Here is a 16002-nt window from a genome sequence, read left to right as displayed (position 1 = left end):
CTGATGAGAGCCGTTCACTTTGCTGTGGCTCAGTGGTCGCAGGCCCAGGATGCCTTGGCGGTCGCCGCATCCGCCTGCGTGCGTAGTGCACGTACCGCCTCTGCCGGGTCGTTTGCCCCGTAGACCGCCGATCCGGCCACGAAGACGTCGGCTCCGGCGTCCGCGCACCGCTCGATCGTGGAAGCGGAGACTCCGCCGTCGACCTGGAGCCAGAGCTCCAGACCGTGCTTGCTGATCAACTCGCGGGTGCGGCGAATCTTCGGAAGCATGATGTCGAGGAAGGCCTGTCCCCCGAAGCCCGGTTCGACCGTCATGATCAGCAGCATGTCGAGCTCGGGGAGCAGGTCCTCGTACGGCTCGATGGGGGTCGCGGGCTTCAGCGCCATGGAGGCGCGGGCGCCCTTGGCGCGGATCTCCCGGGCGAGCCGGACCGGGGCGGCGGCCGCCTCGACGTGGAAGGTGACGGAACCGGCCCCCGCCTCGACGTACTGGGGCGCCCACCGATCGGGGGCCTCGATCATCAGATGGCAGTCCAGCGGGGTGTCCGTCGCACGGGCGAGCGACTCTACGACCGGCACACCGAGCGTGAGGTTCGGGACGAAATGGTTGTCCATGACGTCGACGTGGAGCCAGTCGGCTCCCTCCACGGCCTTCGCCTCGTCCGCGAGGCGGGCGAAATCGGCGGACAGGATGCTGGGGTTGATCTGCGCGGCCATGACCTAAGACTGCCATGCCCTCCGGGGGTTGTGGGCATCGGTCCCGGGTCGCAAAGGGGGTTGCCGTGAAACAGGGCGTCGCACATCTCGTCTGCGGGCGGCGGGCCAAGTGGCTGGTGCTGGTGTTGTGGGTGGCGGTGCTGTTCGTGACGGCACCACTCGCGACGAAGCTCACCGACGCCCAGGACAACGACGCGTCGTCCTGGCTGCCGGGCTCCGCGGAGTCGACGCAGGTGCTGGAGATCTCCGAGGACTTCCGGCCGGAGCAGATCCCTGCGGTCGTGATCTACGCCCGGGACAGCGGGCTGACGGCAGCAGACCGGGCGGAGATCGCCGAGGACGTCACGCAGCTCAAGGAGCTGCGCGACCACGGCATCCTGGGTGCGGAGACCCGGGGGCCGGTCTTCGACCGGCAGACCGATCCGCGGGCGGCGCAGGTCTTCGTGCCGATCACGATGGACGAGCAGGGCTGGGAGCGGATCGCACCCGCCGTGGACTCCATCCGGGACGACGTCGGCGAGGGCGGCGGCGGCCTGGCCGTGCACATCACGGGCCCGGGCGGCACGTCGGCGGACTTCTCGGAGGCCTTCGAGGGCATCGACTCGACACTGCTGTTCGCGGCGATGACCGTCGTCATCGTCATGCTGCTCATCACCTACCGCAGCCTGACCCTGCTGCTGGTCCCCCTGGTCTCCGTGGTCTGCGCGCTGTTCACCGCCCAGGCGCTGATCTATCTGCTGGCCGAGCACGCGGGCCTGACGGTGAACGGCCAGAGCGCGGGCATCCTGACGGTGCTGGTCTTCGGGGCGGGGACGGACTACGCCCTGTTGCTGGTCGCCCGCTACCGGGAGGAGCTGCGCCGGCACGAGGACCGGCACGAGGCGATGGCCCTGGCGCTGCACCGCGCGGGCCCCGCGGTGCTCGCCTCCGGCGCGACGGTCGTGCTGAGCATGCTGGTGCTGCTGGTCGCCGAGATGAACTCGACCAGCGGCCTGGGCCCGGTCGCCGCGATCGGCGTCGCCGTCGCCCTGCTGGCGATGATGACCCTGTTCCCGGCGCTGCTCGTGATCGTCGGCCGGTGGATCTTCTGGCCGGCGATCCCGCACTACGGCACGCCCGACCCGACCGAGCGCGGCATCTGGGCGCGCACGGGCCACCGTATTGCCCGCCGGCCGCGCATGACCTGGGCCGTCACGGCACTGGCCCTGGCGGTCTGTTCGCTGGGCCTGATCCAGCTGCGCGCCGAGGGCATCGGCAACGCGGACGCGTTCACCGGGAAACCGGACTCGATCGTCGGCCAGGAGGTTTCCGAACGCTACTTCCCGGCCGGGAGCGGCAGTCCGCTCGTCATCGTCAGCGACCAGGCGCAGGCCCGGCAGGTGGGCCTGGCGGTCGCCGCCACGCCGGGCGTGGTCCCGGAGTCGCTCGGCCTGCCGCCGGGCACGAAACCGTCCTTCCAGGGCAGGGTCCTCTTCGAGGCCACGATGACCGCCCCGGCCGACAGCGACGCGGCGAAACAGACCGTGGAGCGGGTACGGGACGCCGTCCACGCGGTACCGGACGCCGATGCCCAGGTGGGCGGCGGGACGGCGGGCCTCGTGGACATGGACGAGGCGATCACTCGCGACAACGTGCTGATCATCCCACTGGTGCTGGTGGTCGTCCTGCTGATCCTGTGCGCCCTGCTGCGCGCCCTGATCGCCCCGCTGCTGCTGATCGGGACGGTGATCCTGTCGTTCGCGGCGGCCCTCGGCATCAGCGCGCTCGCGTTCCGGTACGTCTTCGACTACGCGGGCGAGGCGACCGACTTCCCGCTCTTCGTCTTCGTGTTCCTGGTCGCCCTGGGCATCGACTACAACATCTTCCTCACCACACGCATCCGCGAGGAGGCGGCCCGCCAGGGCACCAGACCTGGCGTGGTCACCGGGCTCGCCACCACCGGCGCGGTCATCACCTCCGCCGGGCTGGTCCTGGCCGGCACCTTCGCCGCCCTCGGCACCCTCCCGATGGTCGCCTTCGCCGAGATCGGCTTCGCGGTCGCCCTCGGCGTCCTGATCGACACGTTCATCGTGCGCTCGGTCCTGGTGACGTCGCTGTTCCTGGACGTCGGCCCGAAGGTGTGGTGGCCGCACCGGCTGGCCAGGGAGGACGGCGGTGCGGCGGCCCGGGAGAGCGTCGGTGCGGGTTCTCGAATCCGCTGACCGATCGCGTCCTCGATACTCGGCGACATCGCCCTTGCCGTTCAAAGAGGCGGAACTCGAACGAAGCGTCCGGCCAGGTGCAGATCCATCTCCGTCCGGACCGCCGTTGCACGCAGTTCCGGCAGGACGGCCTTGACGCACTCCGCGGCCGAGCGGCGGCTGCTGTGCATGGTGACGTTGATCGCCGCGACGAGGCTGCCCGCGCGGTCACGCACTGGTACGGCAATCGAGCGGAGGCCCGCTTCGAGCTCCCCGTCGACCAGGGCGTAGTCCTCCTCGCGCACCTGATCCAGGATCGTCCTGAGGTCGGCGGGCCGTGTGACGGTACGGGGGGTCAACGCCCCCATCCGCAGGTGGGCCAGCCGGCTGGAGTACTCCTCGGCCGGCAGACCCGCCAGCAGGACCCGTCCCGTGGAAGTCGCGTAGGCGGGCATGCGTGAGCCCACGGCGATGTCGGCGTCCATGATGCGCCCCGCGGCGACGGAGACCGCACACTGGACGTCATCCCCCGTGAGCACCGCCAGGGACGTCGACTCCTGCACCCTCCGGGTGAGAGCGGTGAGGTGGGGACGGGCGATTCGGGCCAGCGTTGTCCTGGACAGGGGCGGGAAACCGAGGGCGAGAACCCGTGGAGTGAGCCGGAAGACCCGGCCGTGCGACGTGACATGACCAAGATGCTCCAGCGTGATCAGGGCCCGGCGAGCCGTGGCACGCGGCAGGCCGGTGCGCTCGGCAACCTCGGAGAGCGTCAGCTCGGCACGGCCCTCGCCGAACGCGGTGATCACGGTCAGGCCGCGGGCCAATGACGCGATGAATTCCCCGCCCAGTTCTTGCTTGGATTCCCTGGTCCAGGCGGCGCGGCCCGAGGGTGCGCTCCGGCTTTCGGACGGTGGGGCGTCGGCCTCAGCGAGCTCCCGTTCCATGGCGGCCACCGCCGCACGCAGTCTGGGAAGAAGGGAGTCGCGCAACGAGTCGGCGCTGTGCCTGCTGGTGTGACTCACGGTGTTCGCCACACAGGCGATACGGCCATCCGGGGCGCGCACCGGAACGGACACCGCCACGAGGCCCGTCTCGATCAGTTGGTCGTCCATGGCCCAGCCGTGTACACGCGCACGTTCGACCCGTGTTTCGAAGTCCTCGGCGACGGCGCCGTGCGACCGAGGCGGGATCGCCGGGAAGCCGAGGTCCTCCGGGTCGAGGGCCCGCCGCTCTCGCCACCGTGTCCAGTCCCGCGCACTCCACTCGGTTGCCAGCAGCGGTCCGGGGGCGGTGCGTTCGGCGGGCAGAAGATCGCCGATACGGAAGCTCAGCGACAAGGTACGGCGGCGGATCGCCTGGTGGATGAAGCGGATGCCGTCACCGTCCGCCACCGCGAGGGACACCGACTCGTCGAGTTCGTCGGCAAGTCCGTCGGCATGTCCGCCCAGCAGATCGGGCAGACGCAGAGCGCTCAGGTACGCGTTGCCCAACTCCATCAGGCGGGGCTCGAGGACGGCGCTACTGCCGTCCAGGCGCAGATATCCCATGTGCGCGAGCGTTCCGGCGACCCGGTCGACGGTGGCGCGGGCCAGCCCGGTGGCCCGTCCGAGATCGCTCAGGCCGGCCGCCCCTCCGACGTCGGTGAGCCCGCGCAGCACGGCGATGCCGCGCATGAGGGGTGCGACCGCCTCCTCCGGCGGCGCGGGCACCGTCACGGGGTAGGCGGGCGGCACGGCGTGGGTCGATGTCATGGGCTCTCCGCAGCGGCTGTCTCGTCACTCCAGTGAATGATGCCTGGCGGGTGCGGAGTCCCGCTCGGCGGTGCCGAGGCGAGGAGACCACGCGAGCGTTGGCCACGCCATGCCGGGCGGTGTGCTAGGACTCCGAGTTCTGCAGGGTGAGCTCATCACCGGTGTCGGCCGTCCCCGTCCGTTCGGTGTCGCCGTTGTGGTGTTTGGCGCGCTGGATCTGCTCGTAGACGTGCGAGCGCAGTTCCGCGAATCGGGTGCTGGAGCGGGTGTGCAACTGGTCGCGTTCGTCGGGGAGGTCGATGGTCAGGTCCTCCTGCACCACCGTCGGTGACGCGGACAGGATGATGGTGCGCTGGCCGAGGTAGACGGCTTCGTCGATGTCGTGGGTGACGAACAGTACGGTGACCCCGAGTTCGTGCCACAACCGCCGGATGAGGTCCTCCAGTTCGGCGCGGGTCTGGGCGTCGACGGCCGCGAAGGGTTCGTCCATGAGCAGGACCTTCGGCTCGAACGCGACGGCGCGGGCGATGGCGACGCGCTGCTGCATGCCGCCGGAGAGCTGCCAGGGGTGGGCGTCGTGGGCGTCGGCCAGGCCGACCACCTCCAGGGCGTGTTCGACGAGTTCCCGCTCACGGGCCTTGCCGAGCTTCTTGCGGCGCAGCGGAAGGGCGACGTTGTCGCGCACGTTCATCCAGGCGAACAGCGAGCGGCCGTACTCCTGGAAGACCACCGCCATGCCCGGAGGTGGCCCGCTGACCGGCCGGCCGTCCAGCATCACTTCGCCGCCGGTGGGGGTGAGCAGGCCGGACATGCACTTCAGCAGGGTCGTCTTGCCGCAGCCGGACGGGCCGACGAGGCACACCAGCTCGCCGGCATCGATGTGAAACGTCAGGTTCCGCAGTGCTTCGACGTTGCGGTTGCGTCCGGTGTAGGTCTTCTGCAGGTTGCGTACGTCGAGCATCGACGTCTCCTTGTCAGGGGGTGCGCTGGGCGCGGCGCAGGCCGTGGTACCAGGCCAGGACCCGGTTCTCGGCGAGCCGGAAGAGCAGTGACAGAACGAACCCGAGCAGGCCGAGCAGCAGCACACCGCTCCACATCTCGGGAATGGCGAACGACCGCTGGAACTGCACGATCGTGAAGCCCAGGCCGTTGCTGGCGGCGAACATCTCGCTGATGACCATGAGGATGATCCCGATCGACAGCGACTGCCGCATGCCCGTGACGATCTGCGGGCTCGCCGAGCGCAGCACCAGGTGCCACAGGCGGGCGGGGCCGTCGATGCCGTACGAGCGGCAGGTGTCGCTGAGCACCTCGTCCACGGCACGGACGCCCTCGACCGTGTTCAGCAGGATCGGCCACAGGCAGCCGCTGACGATGACGATGATCTTCATGGTGTCGCCGATGCCCGCGAACAACATGATCACCGGTACCAGCACGGGTGGGGGAACGGCCCGGAACAGCTCCAGGACCGGTTCCAGGACATCCCGTACGACGCGGCTCAGACCGACCAGCAGGCCCAGTCCGACCCCGGTGACGACGGCCAGGAGGTAGCCCGCGCCGAGCCGGAGCAGACTGGGCAGGACATCCGACTCCAGCCGCGCGCCCGTCCAGACCTCCCCGAATTTCTGCAGGATGGCGGACAGCGGCGGAACGTAGAAGTCGGTGCTGCCGGCGGTGGCGAACCACCACACGGCGAACAGGATCGCGGGCAGGCCCAGTACCAGCGAGACCCGCTTTCCCACGGTGAGGACGGTCGTCCGGAACATCCTTTCACCCCTCCCTGCGCACGGACGGGTGCCAGTGCAGCGCCCGACGCTCGACGGCCCGCGCCATGAGGTTGACGGCGACCCCCAGCAGCCCGGTGACCAGGACCAGGGCGTATACCTGCGGCACGGCACCGGAGGTCTGTGCGATGGCGATCTCGTGGCCCAGGCCCGGGGCTCCGATGACGAGTTCGGCGGTGATGGTGAGCACCAGCGCGACGGTGGCGGCCAGCCGCACACCCGTCATCACGTACGGCAGCGCGGTGGGCCACATCACGTACCGCACCCGCCCCCAGCCACCCAGCCGGTAGCTGCGGGCGGTGTCCTCGGCGACCGGGTCGACGTCCTGCGTCCCGGCCAGCACCTGGACGAGCACCTGCCAGAACGAGGCGTAGACCACCAGCAGGAGCACCGACCTCAGATCGGTGCCGTAGAGCAGCACCGCCACCGGGATCAGCGCCACGGACGGGATCGGACGCAGGAACTCGATCGTGGAGGCGGTCACCGCCCGCAGGACGGGCACGGAACCGATCACGATTCCGGCCACCAGCCCCGCCGCTACGGCGATGGCCAGGCCCAGGCCCCATCCGGTCAGGGTGTCACCGAGGGCGGTCCAGAAAGCGTCCTCGGCGAGCAGGTGCCAGAGGGCCCCGGCCATCTCCGAAGCGGGCGGAAGGTAGTCGCCGGACACCAGGCCGCTGTGCGGCAGCACTTGAAGGACCACCACCAGGCCGGCCAGACCGGCCAGGCCCCGCAGTGGAGCGGCGGCGCCGCCCAGGCGGCGCGGGTTTCGGGCAGCGCCGGGACCGGTGTCGGTCCCGGCGGGCTTCGTCGTCACGGACGCGGTTGCCGACGGTGTCATGAGAACAGCGCGTTCAGGTCCGGCTTCTTGCCACCGAAGATGCCGTCCTGCTCGCCGAGCGAGGCCAGCTTCCGCAGCGAGGCCATGTCGATCTCAGTCGGCCAGGTGGGCAGGGTGAGCTCCTTCAGCACCGGGCCACTGATCTTGGTGTAGCTGGTGAGCATCTGGCGTGCCTCGTCCGGGTGCTGGGAGGCGTATTCCAGTGACTCGGTCATGGCCGCGGTGAACTTCTTCACCAGGTCGGGCTTCTGCTGCAGGAGCTTCGTGGAGGTGAAGTACGTCGCCGCGGTGAGCTTCGGATCGGTCTCGGCGAACGGTGAGGCGACGACACGAGCGCCCTGGCCCTTGGCGATGGTCAGCGCGGGCTCGCCCATCCAGGCGGCGTCCACCTGTCCGCCGTCCAGTGCGGCCGGCATCTGGTCGAACGGCATCTCGACGAACTTGACCTTGGAGGGGTCGCCGCCGGCCTTGCGCACCGACTCGCGGACGGTGGTGTCCCCGATGTTCTGCAGGGTGTTGACCGCCACCTTCTTGCCGACGAGGTCCTTGGCGGACTTGATCGAGCTGTCCTTCTTGACGGCGACTCCGGTGACATCGGCCCCGACCTTGCCGTTGGTGGCCACTCCGTTGACCACGGACTTGATCGGCACGCCCTTGGTCTGGGCGATCATCAAGGAGGTGACATTGCTGAACCCGAACTGGAACTGATCGCTCACCACACCGGGGACGATGGCCGCACCGCCCTGCGCGGTCTCCATCTTCAGATCGATGCCGTGCTTGGTGAAGAAGCCCTTCTTCTGCCCCAGATAGAGCGGGGCGACATCCACGATGGGGATGACGCCGACCTTGACCTGCGTGGTCCCGCCGCCGGAGGAGGCCGAGTCACTGGCCCCGGACGACGAGGATCCACATCCGGCCGCGGCCGCGACCGTAGCCAACGTGATGGCAAGCCCGAAAACGCGCCTTTGCATAGGGCCCCTCCTGAGGGAGCAATGCGTGCGCCAAGCGCACAAAGTTTCGTGTGCCGAACACGACAGGCCGGACGCTAGGCCCCCGCCCGCACCGAGGTCAAGAGGCGGTACGGCAGCGGTTACGGAGGCTCGGCTTTCCGGCGTACGGCATCGGCGGACACGCGACCGGGACCCTCAGCATCCGGTTCGCGGGCCGGGCTACGCCGCCGTCAGAGGCAGCGGGGCGAAGACGTGGTGTTCCCAGATGCGGCGGGCCGCCTCTTCCGGGTACCTGGTGACCGCCGGATCGGCGTCGAGGAGTTGAACGAGGCGGCGCTCGGCGTCGTACGCGGGCCAGCCCGGGTCGCCCGTGGTGGCGAAGGCGGTCCAGGCGGAGCGGAAACGGGCGGAGAGCGCCTCGGTCTCGGGCGAGGGCACGGGCCCGGTCAGCATGGCGCCGAGGCCGCCGTACACACCGAAGGTCAGGGGCACGTCGAGTCCGTGAGGTCACCGTCGCGGGAGAGACGACCGCCGTCGTAGGCCGGGTCGTCGGCGGAGCCGAACTTGTAGGCGCCACCGTAGATCCACACCATCACCGGCCGTCGTGCGGCCGGGTCCGTCTCCGGTGTCCAGACGTTGACCGTCAGCCAGTCGTCACCGGCAGGAAGGCCGGCGGGGAGTTCCGCCTCGGGGCCCATCGGCTCCTGCGGGGGCGGCGGTCCGAACGCGAACGCCTCACGCACTCCGTCCCAGCGGTCCACCGGTCGCGGCGCCGCGAAACGCGCCGCACCCACCGGGGGCTGGGCGAACGGGATGCCCCGAAAGACCTCCAGGCCACCCTCGCGGCGACCGCGCACCGCGCCCGCCGCCGTCCTGACCTCAGGAAACTCGCTACTGCTCATCGATGACTCCTCAACGGACCGGCTGCCGGGCAGACGGTCCACGCACGGGATGCGAGTCGGGGGGACCGAGACGGAATACCGGTCGCTCCCATTGACACCGGCCGACCGTCGTCCGAGACTCATCTCGCTCTGAAGTGAACCATATTTCACCAGGCGAACCAGCTTGTCGACAGACTCGCGCTTCGAGGCCTCCACATCTCCAGGGACGCAGATGCTCTCTTCCCCCACGTCCGCCGCCTCGGCTCCCTCGCGCACGTTCCGCACGGTGTTCCCCGTGCTGGCTGGCCGCGAGTGCGGGCACCATCGGCAGTTGGACCAGGTTCGGCATGCTCGTGGGCGCGCTCACGGCCGGGCTGTTCTCCATCGGCTCGGCGATCTGCGCCACGGCGGGAGGGGCCGGACTGTTCGGGGCTGGGTCACCGGAGTCGGACGAACCGGCGCCGTCGTCGGTCCCTGGCTGATCGGCGCGCTCGCCACCAGCGGAAACGAGAGTTGGGGCTTCACCAATTTCGCACTGGCCGGACTCGTGGGCGCCGTCGCGATCTCCCTCACCGGAGTTGATGTTCCGACTCCCGTTCCCTCATTCCCACCCTGCACCCGACTCGAAGAGGAGTCAGGACAATGCTTCCGCGTACACGGCTGCACATACGGCGACCACGATCGAGACGCGTTCCGCTGGCGCTTGCGGCGGCCGCCGCAGGTGTGGCTCTGTTGATGGCCGCCGGCACCGCCGCCCCCGCCCCCGCACGAGCGGAAACGGATGTGGAGGTCATCAAGGACCTCGCCTACGCGCCCGCCCAGCCGGCCGGAACCCAGGGCCACCTGCTGGACCTATACGTTCCTCGGTCGAAGGAGCCGCTCCCGCTGGTCATCTTCACCAGCGGCTCGGGCTGGCTGGCCGACAGCGGTCGGAGCGGCGCCGACAAGGTGGCCGCCCAGCTCAACCCGCACGGATACGCCGTCGCGGGCGTGGCGATCCGCTCCAGCGGGCAGGCGCAGTTCCCGGCGCAGCTGCACGACATCAAGGGCGCCATCCGCTGGCTGCGCGCGCACGCGGCGGCGTATCACCTCGACCCGAACCGCTTCGCCATCATGGGCGACTCCTCCGGCGGCTGGACGACAGCGATGGCAGCCGTTACCGGGAACATCCCGGCGCTCGAAGGCGATGTCGGCGTACGGGGCCCCTCAAGCGCCGTTCAGGCGGCCGTGCCGTTCTACCCGCCTACGGACTTCCTTCAGATGGACGCCCACATGTTGGACAACTGCACGGAGTTCAACTCGGCGTTCGGGCTGACGGACTGCCACTCCGACGCCCGCTCCCCCGAGTCACGGCTCCTCGGCTGCACCATCACGGCCTGCCCGGACAAGGTCGCCGCGGCCGATCCGCTCAGCTACATCGGAGCCCGGCGCACCCCGCCGTTCCTGATCCTCCATGGTGAGCAGGACACGATCGTGCCCTACCACCAGAGCCGCATCCTCTACGACAAGCTGGCCGCCGCGGGCGACGACGCGCGCCTGATCTCCTTCCCGAAGGCCGGACACGGCACGGACTTCGCGATGCTCACCGACGACGCGACCCGCCAGGGTGCCTACCAGGAGAGTACGAAGAAAGGGCACAGCACACCGCCCCACCCGGTGACGCCGACGTGGCAGACGGTCCTCGCCTTCCTGGAGCAGCAGCTCGCCCGTCCTTCCCACTGAGGCGACCGCCCTTGCCGTCCGACGGATCGCCCTTCGTCGGACGGCAAGGGACGAAACGCTCCTGACGCGGCCGCCGAGGCGCGAGGCGATGACCCGATCGGCGAACTCGTGGGAAGCGTTCCGGAAGGGGGATCCGTCAGCGCACGCCCGCCGCGTCGAGCAGGGTGATCACCGTGGGCGCGATGAGCCCCGTCAGTTTGTCCGCGCCGATGCCGGCGCGCGCGCTGCCACCGTCGAAGACCAGACTGAGCTGCCGGGCCAGCAGACCGGGATCGCTCGCCCCGCCCCGCTCGGCCTCGGCACGGAAGAAGGCGGTCAGGTTCTCCTTGACCCCGTGGGCGACCCGACTGGCGGGGTGGCTCTGGTCCTTGAGCTCGATCTGCGCGGCCAGATAGGGGCAGCCGTAGAACTCGGGCGCGCCCGACTGTGCTTCCACCTGCCCGAAGACATGCAGGATCCGCTCCCGGGGGGAGCGGTCGTCGTCCGCCGCAGGCAGGAGTGCCGCCACATAGGTGGAAGTGCGCCGCTCCAGACTCGCCGCTATCAGTTCGTCCTTGCTCTCGAACAGCTGGTACATGGAGCGCTTCGACACTCCCGCCGCCTTGCACAGCGCCTCGACGCCGATGCCGACACCTTCCCGGTAGGTGAGCGTGGCCGCCGCCTCCAGCAGCCGCTCCCTGGGGCTTGGTTTCACTTCGGTGGTCATACCGCGAGGTTAACCCAAACAGAGACAAAAGAAAACCGATCGGTTTCTAGGGACGTGTGACACCCAGGGATGTGGCGAGGGTGGCTTGCGCTATGCCGGAGCCGCCATCTTCTCGGGCGTCGTCTCCACCGGGATGCGGTGCAGCCCCTTGCGGTCGTACCACCCCAGTACGCCGAGACCGAACAGTGCTGCCGCCACGAGGCCGGCCGCCATCATGACCCAGCCCCGCGTCAGGCCCGCGTCGCCCTGGGCGTCGTAGTAGAGGATCGAGCGGACACCACCGGTGATCTGCCGCAGGGGCTCGAACTCCGCGAGGAAGCGGTAGAAGCCGGGCAGCGCCTCGATGGGGGTGGTGGCGCCGGCCGTGGGTACCGCCATCCCGATGAAGACCAGCGTGACCACCAGCATGCCGGGCGTGCCGAAGACCGCGAGGAGGGTGAGCGCTCCGATCCCGGTGACGGCGACGGCGCACACCGAGTACAGCCACAGCAGGGGCAGATGGGAGGCGTCCATGCCCATGATGCCGACCGCGCCCGCCAGGACCAGTGTGCCCATCAGCAGGGACAGTCCGGCCACGAGGGTGCTGCTGATGGTGAGGGTCTGCACCCGGGTCGCCCGGATCAGCGGGCGGTGCAGGCGCAGCGGGCCCATGTCGTTGTGGGTGTAGCCGAGGGCGTGGTCGACCTGGCCGCTGATGACGTTGGCGGAGAGCATGCCGACGACCACGAGGGTGAGCGCGTAGTAGAACGCCGTCAGGCCCAGGCCGCTGTGCGAGTCGAGCGGGTGGCCGTCCTTCACCGTGACGGCGGCCGGGTCGGCGAGCAGGACGCGTGCCGCGGCGGGCAGCTTCGCCTGCTGGGCGCCGGTCTGCGCGGTCAGTTGCCTGCCGAGCTGGAGTGAGGCGTTCTCGGCCGCGGTCGTCGTCGCCGTCCGGGCCAGGCTGGAGCCGATGCTGCCGGCGGACTGGTTGGTCAGCACCGTCAGCGTCGGGCGGGCCGGGGTTCCGGCGGGCGCTGTGCCGGTCAGTGCGGTGGCGGACGCGGTGAAGTCGGCGGGCACGACGAGCGCGCCGAACAGCTTGCCCTTGCCGAGCTCCTCCTTCATCTCCTTCTGGTCCATCACCTTCCAGTCGATCTTGTCCCCACCGGTGGTGGACTTCTTGATCGACTCGGTGATCCGAGCCCCGAGGTTGACCTGCTTGCCGCCGACGGCGGCTCCCTTGTCGGCGTTGACCAGGCCGACCGGCAGCTTGGTCATGTGATCGACCGGGTCGATGTTGGCGCCGACGTAGAACACGGCGAACAGCAGCGCGAGGACGCCCGTGATGACGCCGTTGGCGATCCACAGAGGTTTGGCGCGCAGGACGCGGAAGGGGTGAATGCCACTCATGACGTACGTGTCTCTCGGTCGGTGGACGCGGAACGCTTGGCCGGGGGCTGCCAGCCGCCGGTGACTTCCTTGACGGGCTTGCGGGGGAAGCGGCGCCGGGCGTACTCCTGCGCGTGGGAGCCCGGAAGGACGTACAGGGTCTCCTTCTTTTCCTGGAGCGGTCGCAGCACGGTGTCCATGAACGACTTGCGATCACCCAGGTAGGGGCCGAGGACGTCCTCGCCGGCGGGGCAGACGGCCAGGCAGTAGCCGGACTTGTAGCCGGGGGGCGAGGACAGGCTCTGCCACATGGAGGCGCTCTCGGAGTCGGTGACCCGGGAGCGGTAGTCGGCGGCGCCCTCGCTGTCGGCCACGGTCTGTGCCCAGTCGGTGAACCCGCTCATGAACTCGCGGTAGTTGTGCGTGGTGCAGGCCAGGCCGCCGAAGGCGCCGTCCTTGGCGATGGCGCCGACCGGGCAGGTCGGGGTGGTCCAGGCTCACCGCGGCCGCGTCGTCCGCACCGGCCGCCAGGCACAGTTCGCGCAGCCAGGCCGCGTCGATCACCGCCGGCGGGCGCGCCGCGTCACCCGCCCTGCGCCGGGCGAGTACGGCCTGTACCGACGGGTGGGCGGCCAGCTTCGCCGGAAGCCTGGGACTCGGCGGTTGTCCCTCGGCGTCGCGCGCGGCGGTCATCCAGCACTCCTAGGAGTCTCGCAGGGAGACTCGCCCCCAGGGCGAGAAACTGATCAGTTTCACCACCGTAAACCGATCAGTTTTCCCACGCAAGCCCCACACTCGAAGGGGATTCCCGCCCCCCAGACCGACAGCGCGATGACCTCGAGGTCGGACGCGGAACCGGGTGCCGCGACCGGGTCCAAGATGCATGACGAAGCCCTCCGGCTCCGACCTCCGTTCCTCCGATGAGCTTGCGCCCGGAAACCGGTCGGTTTACTGTGATGAAAACCGAACGGTTTCCCCTTCTGGGGCGCTGGTGGAAGAGCTGTACGCCAAGCCGGCCAAGTAGGTCGCGGACCACAGCGGGGACCGTAGGCCCCTCACTCATTCGCAGTTCACGCACAAGGAGTCGGCGAGATGACCAGCCAGGAACCGCATCCCACGATCCACATCCCGGCGACCAGCAGCCACACCATCGCCCCGCGCGCAGGACGACACAGTCACGAGGGGACCCTGCGCTACCTCAAGGCAGGCACCGGTGCCCCCGTGGTCCTGCTGCACACCGTGCGCACCCAGGCCGAGCACTTCCGCTCCCTCATCCCGCTGATCGCGGACCACTACACCGTCTACGCCCTCGATCTGCCGGGAATGGGCTACTCCGAGATCGTGCCCGGCGCCTCCTACGACGAGCCGGCCATGCGAGCGGGTGTGGAACGCCTCCTCACCGAACTCGACCTGCACGACGTGACGTTGGTCGGCGAGTCCATGGGGGCGGTGCTCGCCCTGACCACCGCAGCCGATCTCCCCGAGCGCGTCCGGCGCGTCGTCGCGGTCAACACCTACGACTTCCGCGGCGGGATCGCCCGCTCCAGCCTCCTCGCCCGCGTCGTGGTCAGCGGAGTCCTCGCCCCCGGGGTGGGCCCGGTGATCGCCGGAGTGGAGCCCAAGCCCGCCCTCACCAAGATCCTCCAGGGCGGCCTGGGCGACAAGAGCACACTGCGCGAGGACTACGTGGACGAGCTGCTCCAGGTGGGCCGGCGCCCCGGCTACCCGACCGTCGCCCGGGGCGTGTATCAGGCCCTGCCCAGCCTCATCGCGGCCCGCTCGCGCTACCCCGAGGTCAAGGCACCCATCCACCTCGTCTACGGGGAAAAGGACTGGTCCCGCCCCTCGGACCGGGAGGCCAACAAGAAGCTGCTGCCCGCCGCCGACTTCACGCAGGTGCCGAAGGCCGGCCACTTCATCGCCCTGGAACGGCCCGACGTGCTGGCCGACCTGCTGAACGCTGTCGTGTGACGGCCCGCCCCGAAACCGCTGTGGTCACCCTCGATCGGGGTGTCGCGAGGGTAGGGCAGGTCGGTCTGCCGACGGTCGCCGATGTAGAACAGGTAGCCGAGGATGGGGACGCTGGCCCGCCTGCGTCCTTGGCCCAGGAGTTCCGCGACGGGGACGACGGTGGGTGTCTTCGCGTTCATGACGTCCGATTGATCTTCTCGATCAGTGCGGCGAGTTCCTCGCGCTCCTCGATGGTCAGGTCGGTCAGCGGCGGTCTGACCCGCCCGCCGTCGCGCCCGACGGCGGTGAGGCCGGCTTTGACGATGGAGACCGCGTAGCCTCGGGCGCGGTTGCGGATGTCGATGTAGGGGATGATGAAGTCGTTGATCATCCCGTAGACGGAGTCCTTGTCCTGGGCGCGGACCGCCTCGAAGAACCGCAGGGCGAAATGCGGGACGAAGTTGTAGATCGCCGAGGAGTAGGTGTTCACGCCCAGCTGCAGCAGGGGCAATGCGAAGGTCTCGGCGGTCGGCAGGCCGCCGATGTAGATGAGGCGGTCGCCGACCTTGGCGTACGTGCGGGTCATGCGCTCGATGTCGCCGACGCCGTCCTTCAGGCCGATGAAGTTGGGGTTGCGCTCCGCCAGTTCGGCGACTGTGTCGTCCTCCAGCACCGCGTTGGCCCGGCTGTAGACGATGACGCCGAGGTCGGTCACCTGGCAGACCGAGCTGATGTGCGCGATGAGCCCGGCCTGGCTGGCCTCGGTGAGGTAGGGCGGCATCAGCAGGATGCCGGCCGCGCCGGCGTGCTGCGCGGCGACGGCGTGAGCGGTCGCCTGGGCGGTGCCGCCGGTGGCCGGGGCGATGACCGGCACACGGGATCCGACCTCGTCGACGGCGCTGCGCACGACGTCGTCGATCTCCTGCGAGGTGAGCGAGAAGCCCTCGCCGGTGCCGCCGGCGGCGAACAGCCCGGCGACGTCGAAGTCGGCTTGCCATGCGAGATGGTCGCGATACCCGATCTCGTCGAAGGCGCCCTGGTCATCGAAGTGCGTCACAGGGAAGGAGAGCAGGCCGGTGGTCAATTGGCGGGCGAGTTCAGCAGGGGGAGTCAGCGTCACGCCGCCACGGTAAGAGCGGCCATGATGCCTGTC

General features: G+C 69.6%; 14 protein-coding genes and 1 pseudogene. 3 read left to right on the top strand and 12 right to left on the bottom strand.

Annotation, left to right across the window (positions count from 1 at the left end; genetic code table 11):
- Positions 1-29: 29 nt before the first annotated feature.
- Positions 30-716 (bottom strand): ribulose-phosphate 3-epimerase, encoded by a 687-nt coding sequence (gene rpe / locus ACH4G3_RS33910; protein WP_243381339.1) that lies wholly within the window; start codon positions 714-716, stop codon positions 30-32.
- A gap of 14 nt (positions 717-730) precedes the next feature.
- On the opposite strand from rpe, the gene ACH4G3_RS33905 reads away from it, so the two are divergent.
- Entirely contained in the window at positions 731-2917 is a 2187-nt protein-coding gene (locus ACH4G3_RS33905) for an MMPL family transporter (protein ID WP_397628064.1), read from the top strand.
- Between the two features lie 41 nt (positions 2918-2958).
- On the opposite strand, the gene ACH4G3_RS33900 is transcribed toward ACH4G3_RS33905, so the two are convergent.
- The 7 genes and pseudogenes from ACH4G3_RS33900 to ACH4G3_RS33870 all read right to left on the bottom strand — a co-directional run.
- A complete protein-coding gene (locus tag ACH4G3_RS33900) occupies positions 2959-4647 on the bottom strand; it encodes an IclR family transcriptional regulator domain-containing protein (RefSeq protein WP_397628063.1) in 1689 nt (562 codons plus the stop codon).
- A gap of 124 nt (positions 4648-4771) precedes the next feature.
- A complete protein-coding gene (locus tag ACH4G3_RS33895) occupies positions 4772-5608 on the bottom strand; it encodes an ABC transporter ATP-binding protein (RefSeq protein WP_397628062.1) in 837 nt (278 codons plus the stop codon).
- Positions 5609-5621: 13 nt separating this feature from the next.
- The gene (locus tag ACH4G3_RS33890; protein WP_397628061.1) at positions 5622-6413 is read right to left on the bottom strand and encodes an ABC transporter permease; all 792 of its coding nucleotides are present in this window, start codon (positions 6411-6413) and stop codon (positions 5622-5624) included.
- 4 nt (positions 6414-6417) lie between these two features.
- Positions 6418-7188 carry an ABC transporter permease gene (locus ACH4G3_RS33885; protein WP_397628143.1) on the bottom strand — a complete coding sequence of 257 codons (771 nt, stop codon included), beginning with the start codon at positions 7186-7188 and terminating at the stop codon, positions 6418-6420.
- An 80-nt stretch (positions 7189-7268) separates the two neighbouring features.
- Positions 7269-8243, bottom strand: a complete 975-nt coding sequence (locus tag ACH4G3_RS33880; RefSeq protein WP_397628060.1) for an ABC transporter substrate-binding protein — start codon at positions 8241-8243, stop codon at positions 7269-7271.
- A 198-nt stretch (positions 8244-8441) separates the two neighbouring features.
- The gene (locus ACH4G3_RS33875) at positions 8442-8714 is read right to left on the bottom strand and encodes a hypothetical protein (protein WP_397628059.1); all 273 of its coding nucleotides are present in this window, start codon (positions 8712-8714) and stop codon (positions 8442-8444) included.
- A gap of 11 nt (positions 8715-8725) precedes the next feature.
- Positions 8726-9124: pseudogene (locus ACH4G3_RS33870) on the bottom strand (carboxylesterase family protein); the annotation flags it as partial.
- 714 nt (positions 9125-9838) lie between these two features.
- Here ACH4G3_RS33870 and ACH4G3_RS33865 point away from each other — a divergent pair.
- Positions 9839-10825, top strand: coding sequence for a prolyl oligopeptidase family serine peptidase (locus ACH4G3_RS33865; RefSeq protein WP_397628057.1), 987 nt, complete (start codon positions 9839-9841; stop codon positions 10823-10825).
- Positions 10826-10961: 136 nt separating this feature from the next.
- On the opposite strand, the gene ACH4G3_RS33860 is transcribed toward ACH4G3_RS33865, so the two are convergent.
- The 3 genes from ACH4G3_RS33860 to ACH4G3_RS33850 form a co-directional block, all read right to left on the bottom strand.
- On the bottom strand, positions 10962-11531 hold the full coding sequence (locus ACH4G3_RS33860; protein ID WP_397628056.1) for a TetR/AcrR family transcriptional regulator: 570 nt from the start codon (positions 11529-11531) through the stop codon (positions 10962-10964).
- 90 nt (positions 11532-11621) lie between these two features.
- Complete coding sequence (locus ACH4G3_RS33855) at positions 11622-12920, bottom strand: SNG1 family protein (RefSeq protein WP_397628055.1); 1299 nt, start codon at positions 12918-12920, stop codon at positions 11622-11624.
- Positions 12917-13303, bottom strand: a complete 387-nt coding sequence (locus ACH4G3_RS33850; RefSeq protein ID WP_397628054.1) for a hypothetical protein — start codon at positions 13301-13303, stop codon at positions 12917-12919. Before ACH4G3_RS33850 ends, ACH4G3_RS33855 begins: the two co-directional genes overlap by 4 nt.
- A gap of 688 nt (positions 13304-13991) precedes the next feature.
- On the opposite strand from ACH4G3_RS33850, the gene ACH4G3_RS33845 reads away from it, so the two are divergent.
- Positions 13992-14870, top strand: a complete 879-nt coding sequence (locus tag ACH4G3_RS33845) for an alpha/beta fold hydrolase (RefSeq protein ID WP_397628053.1) — start codon at positions 13992-13994, stop codon at positions 14868-14870.
- Positions 14871-15045: 175 nt separating this feature from the next.
- Here ACH4G3_RS33845 and kdgD read toward each other — a convergent pair whose 3' ends face one another.
- Positions 15046-15969: a 5-dehydro-4-deoxyglucarate dehydratase gene (kdgD, locus tag ACH4G3_RS33840; RefSeq protein WP_397628052.1), complete on the bottom strand. Its 924-nt coding sequence runs from the start codon at positions 15967-15969 to the stop codon at positions 15046-15048.
- Between the last annotated feature and the right edge of the window lie 33 nt (positions 15970-16002).

It is taken from the genome of Streptomyces afghaniensis (assembly GCF_044327915.1).
GTDB lineage: Bacteria > Actinomycetota > Actinomycetes > Streptomycetales > Streptomycetaceae > Streptomyces > Streptomyces afghaniensis.
Note: the sequence above shows the minus strand (reverse complement) of the source record. Positions and strands in the feature narration are given on the sequence as shown.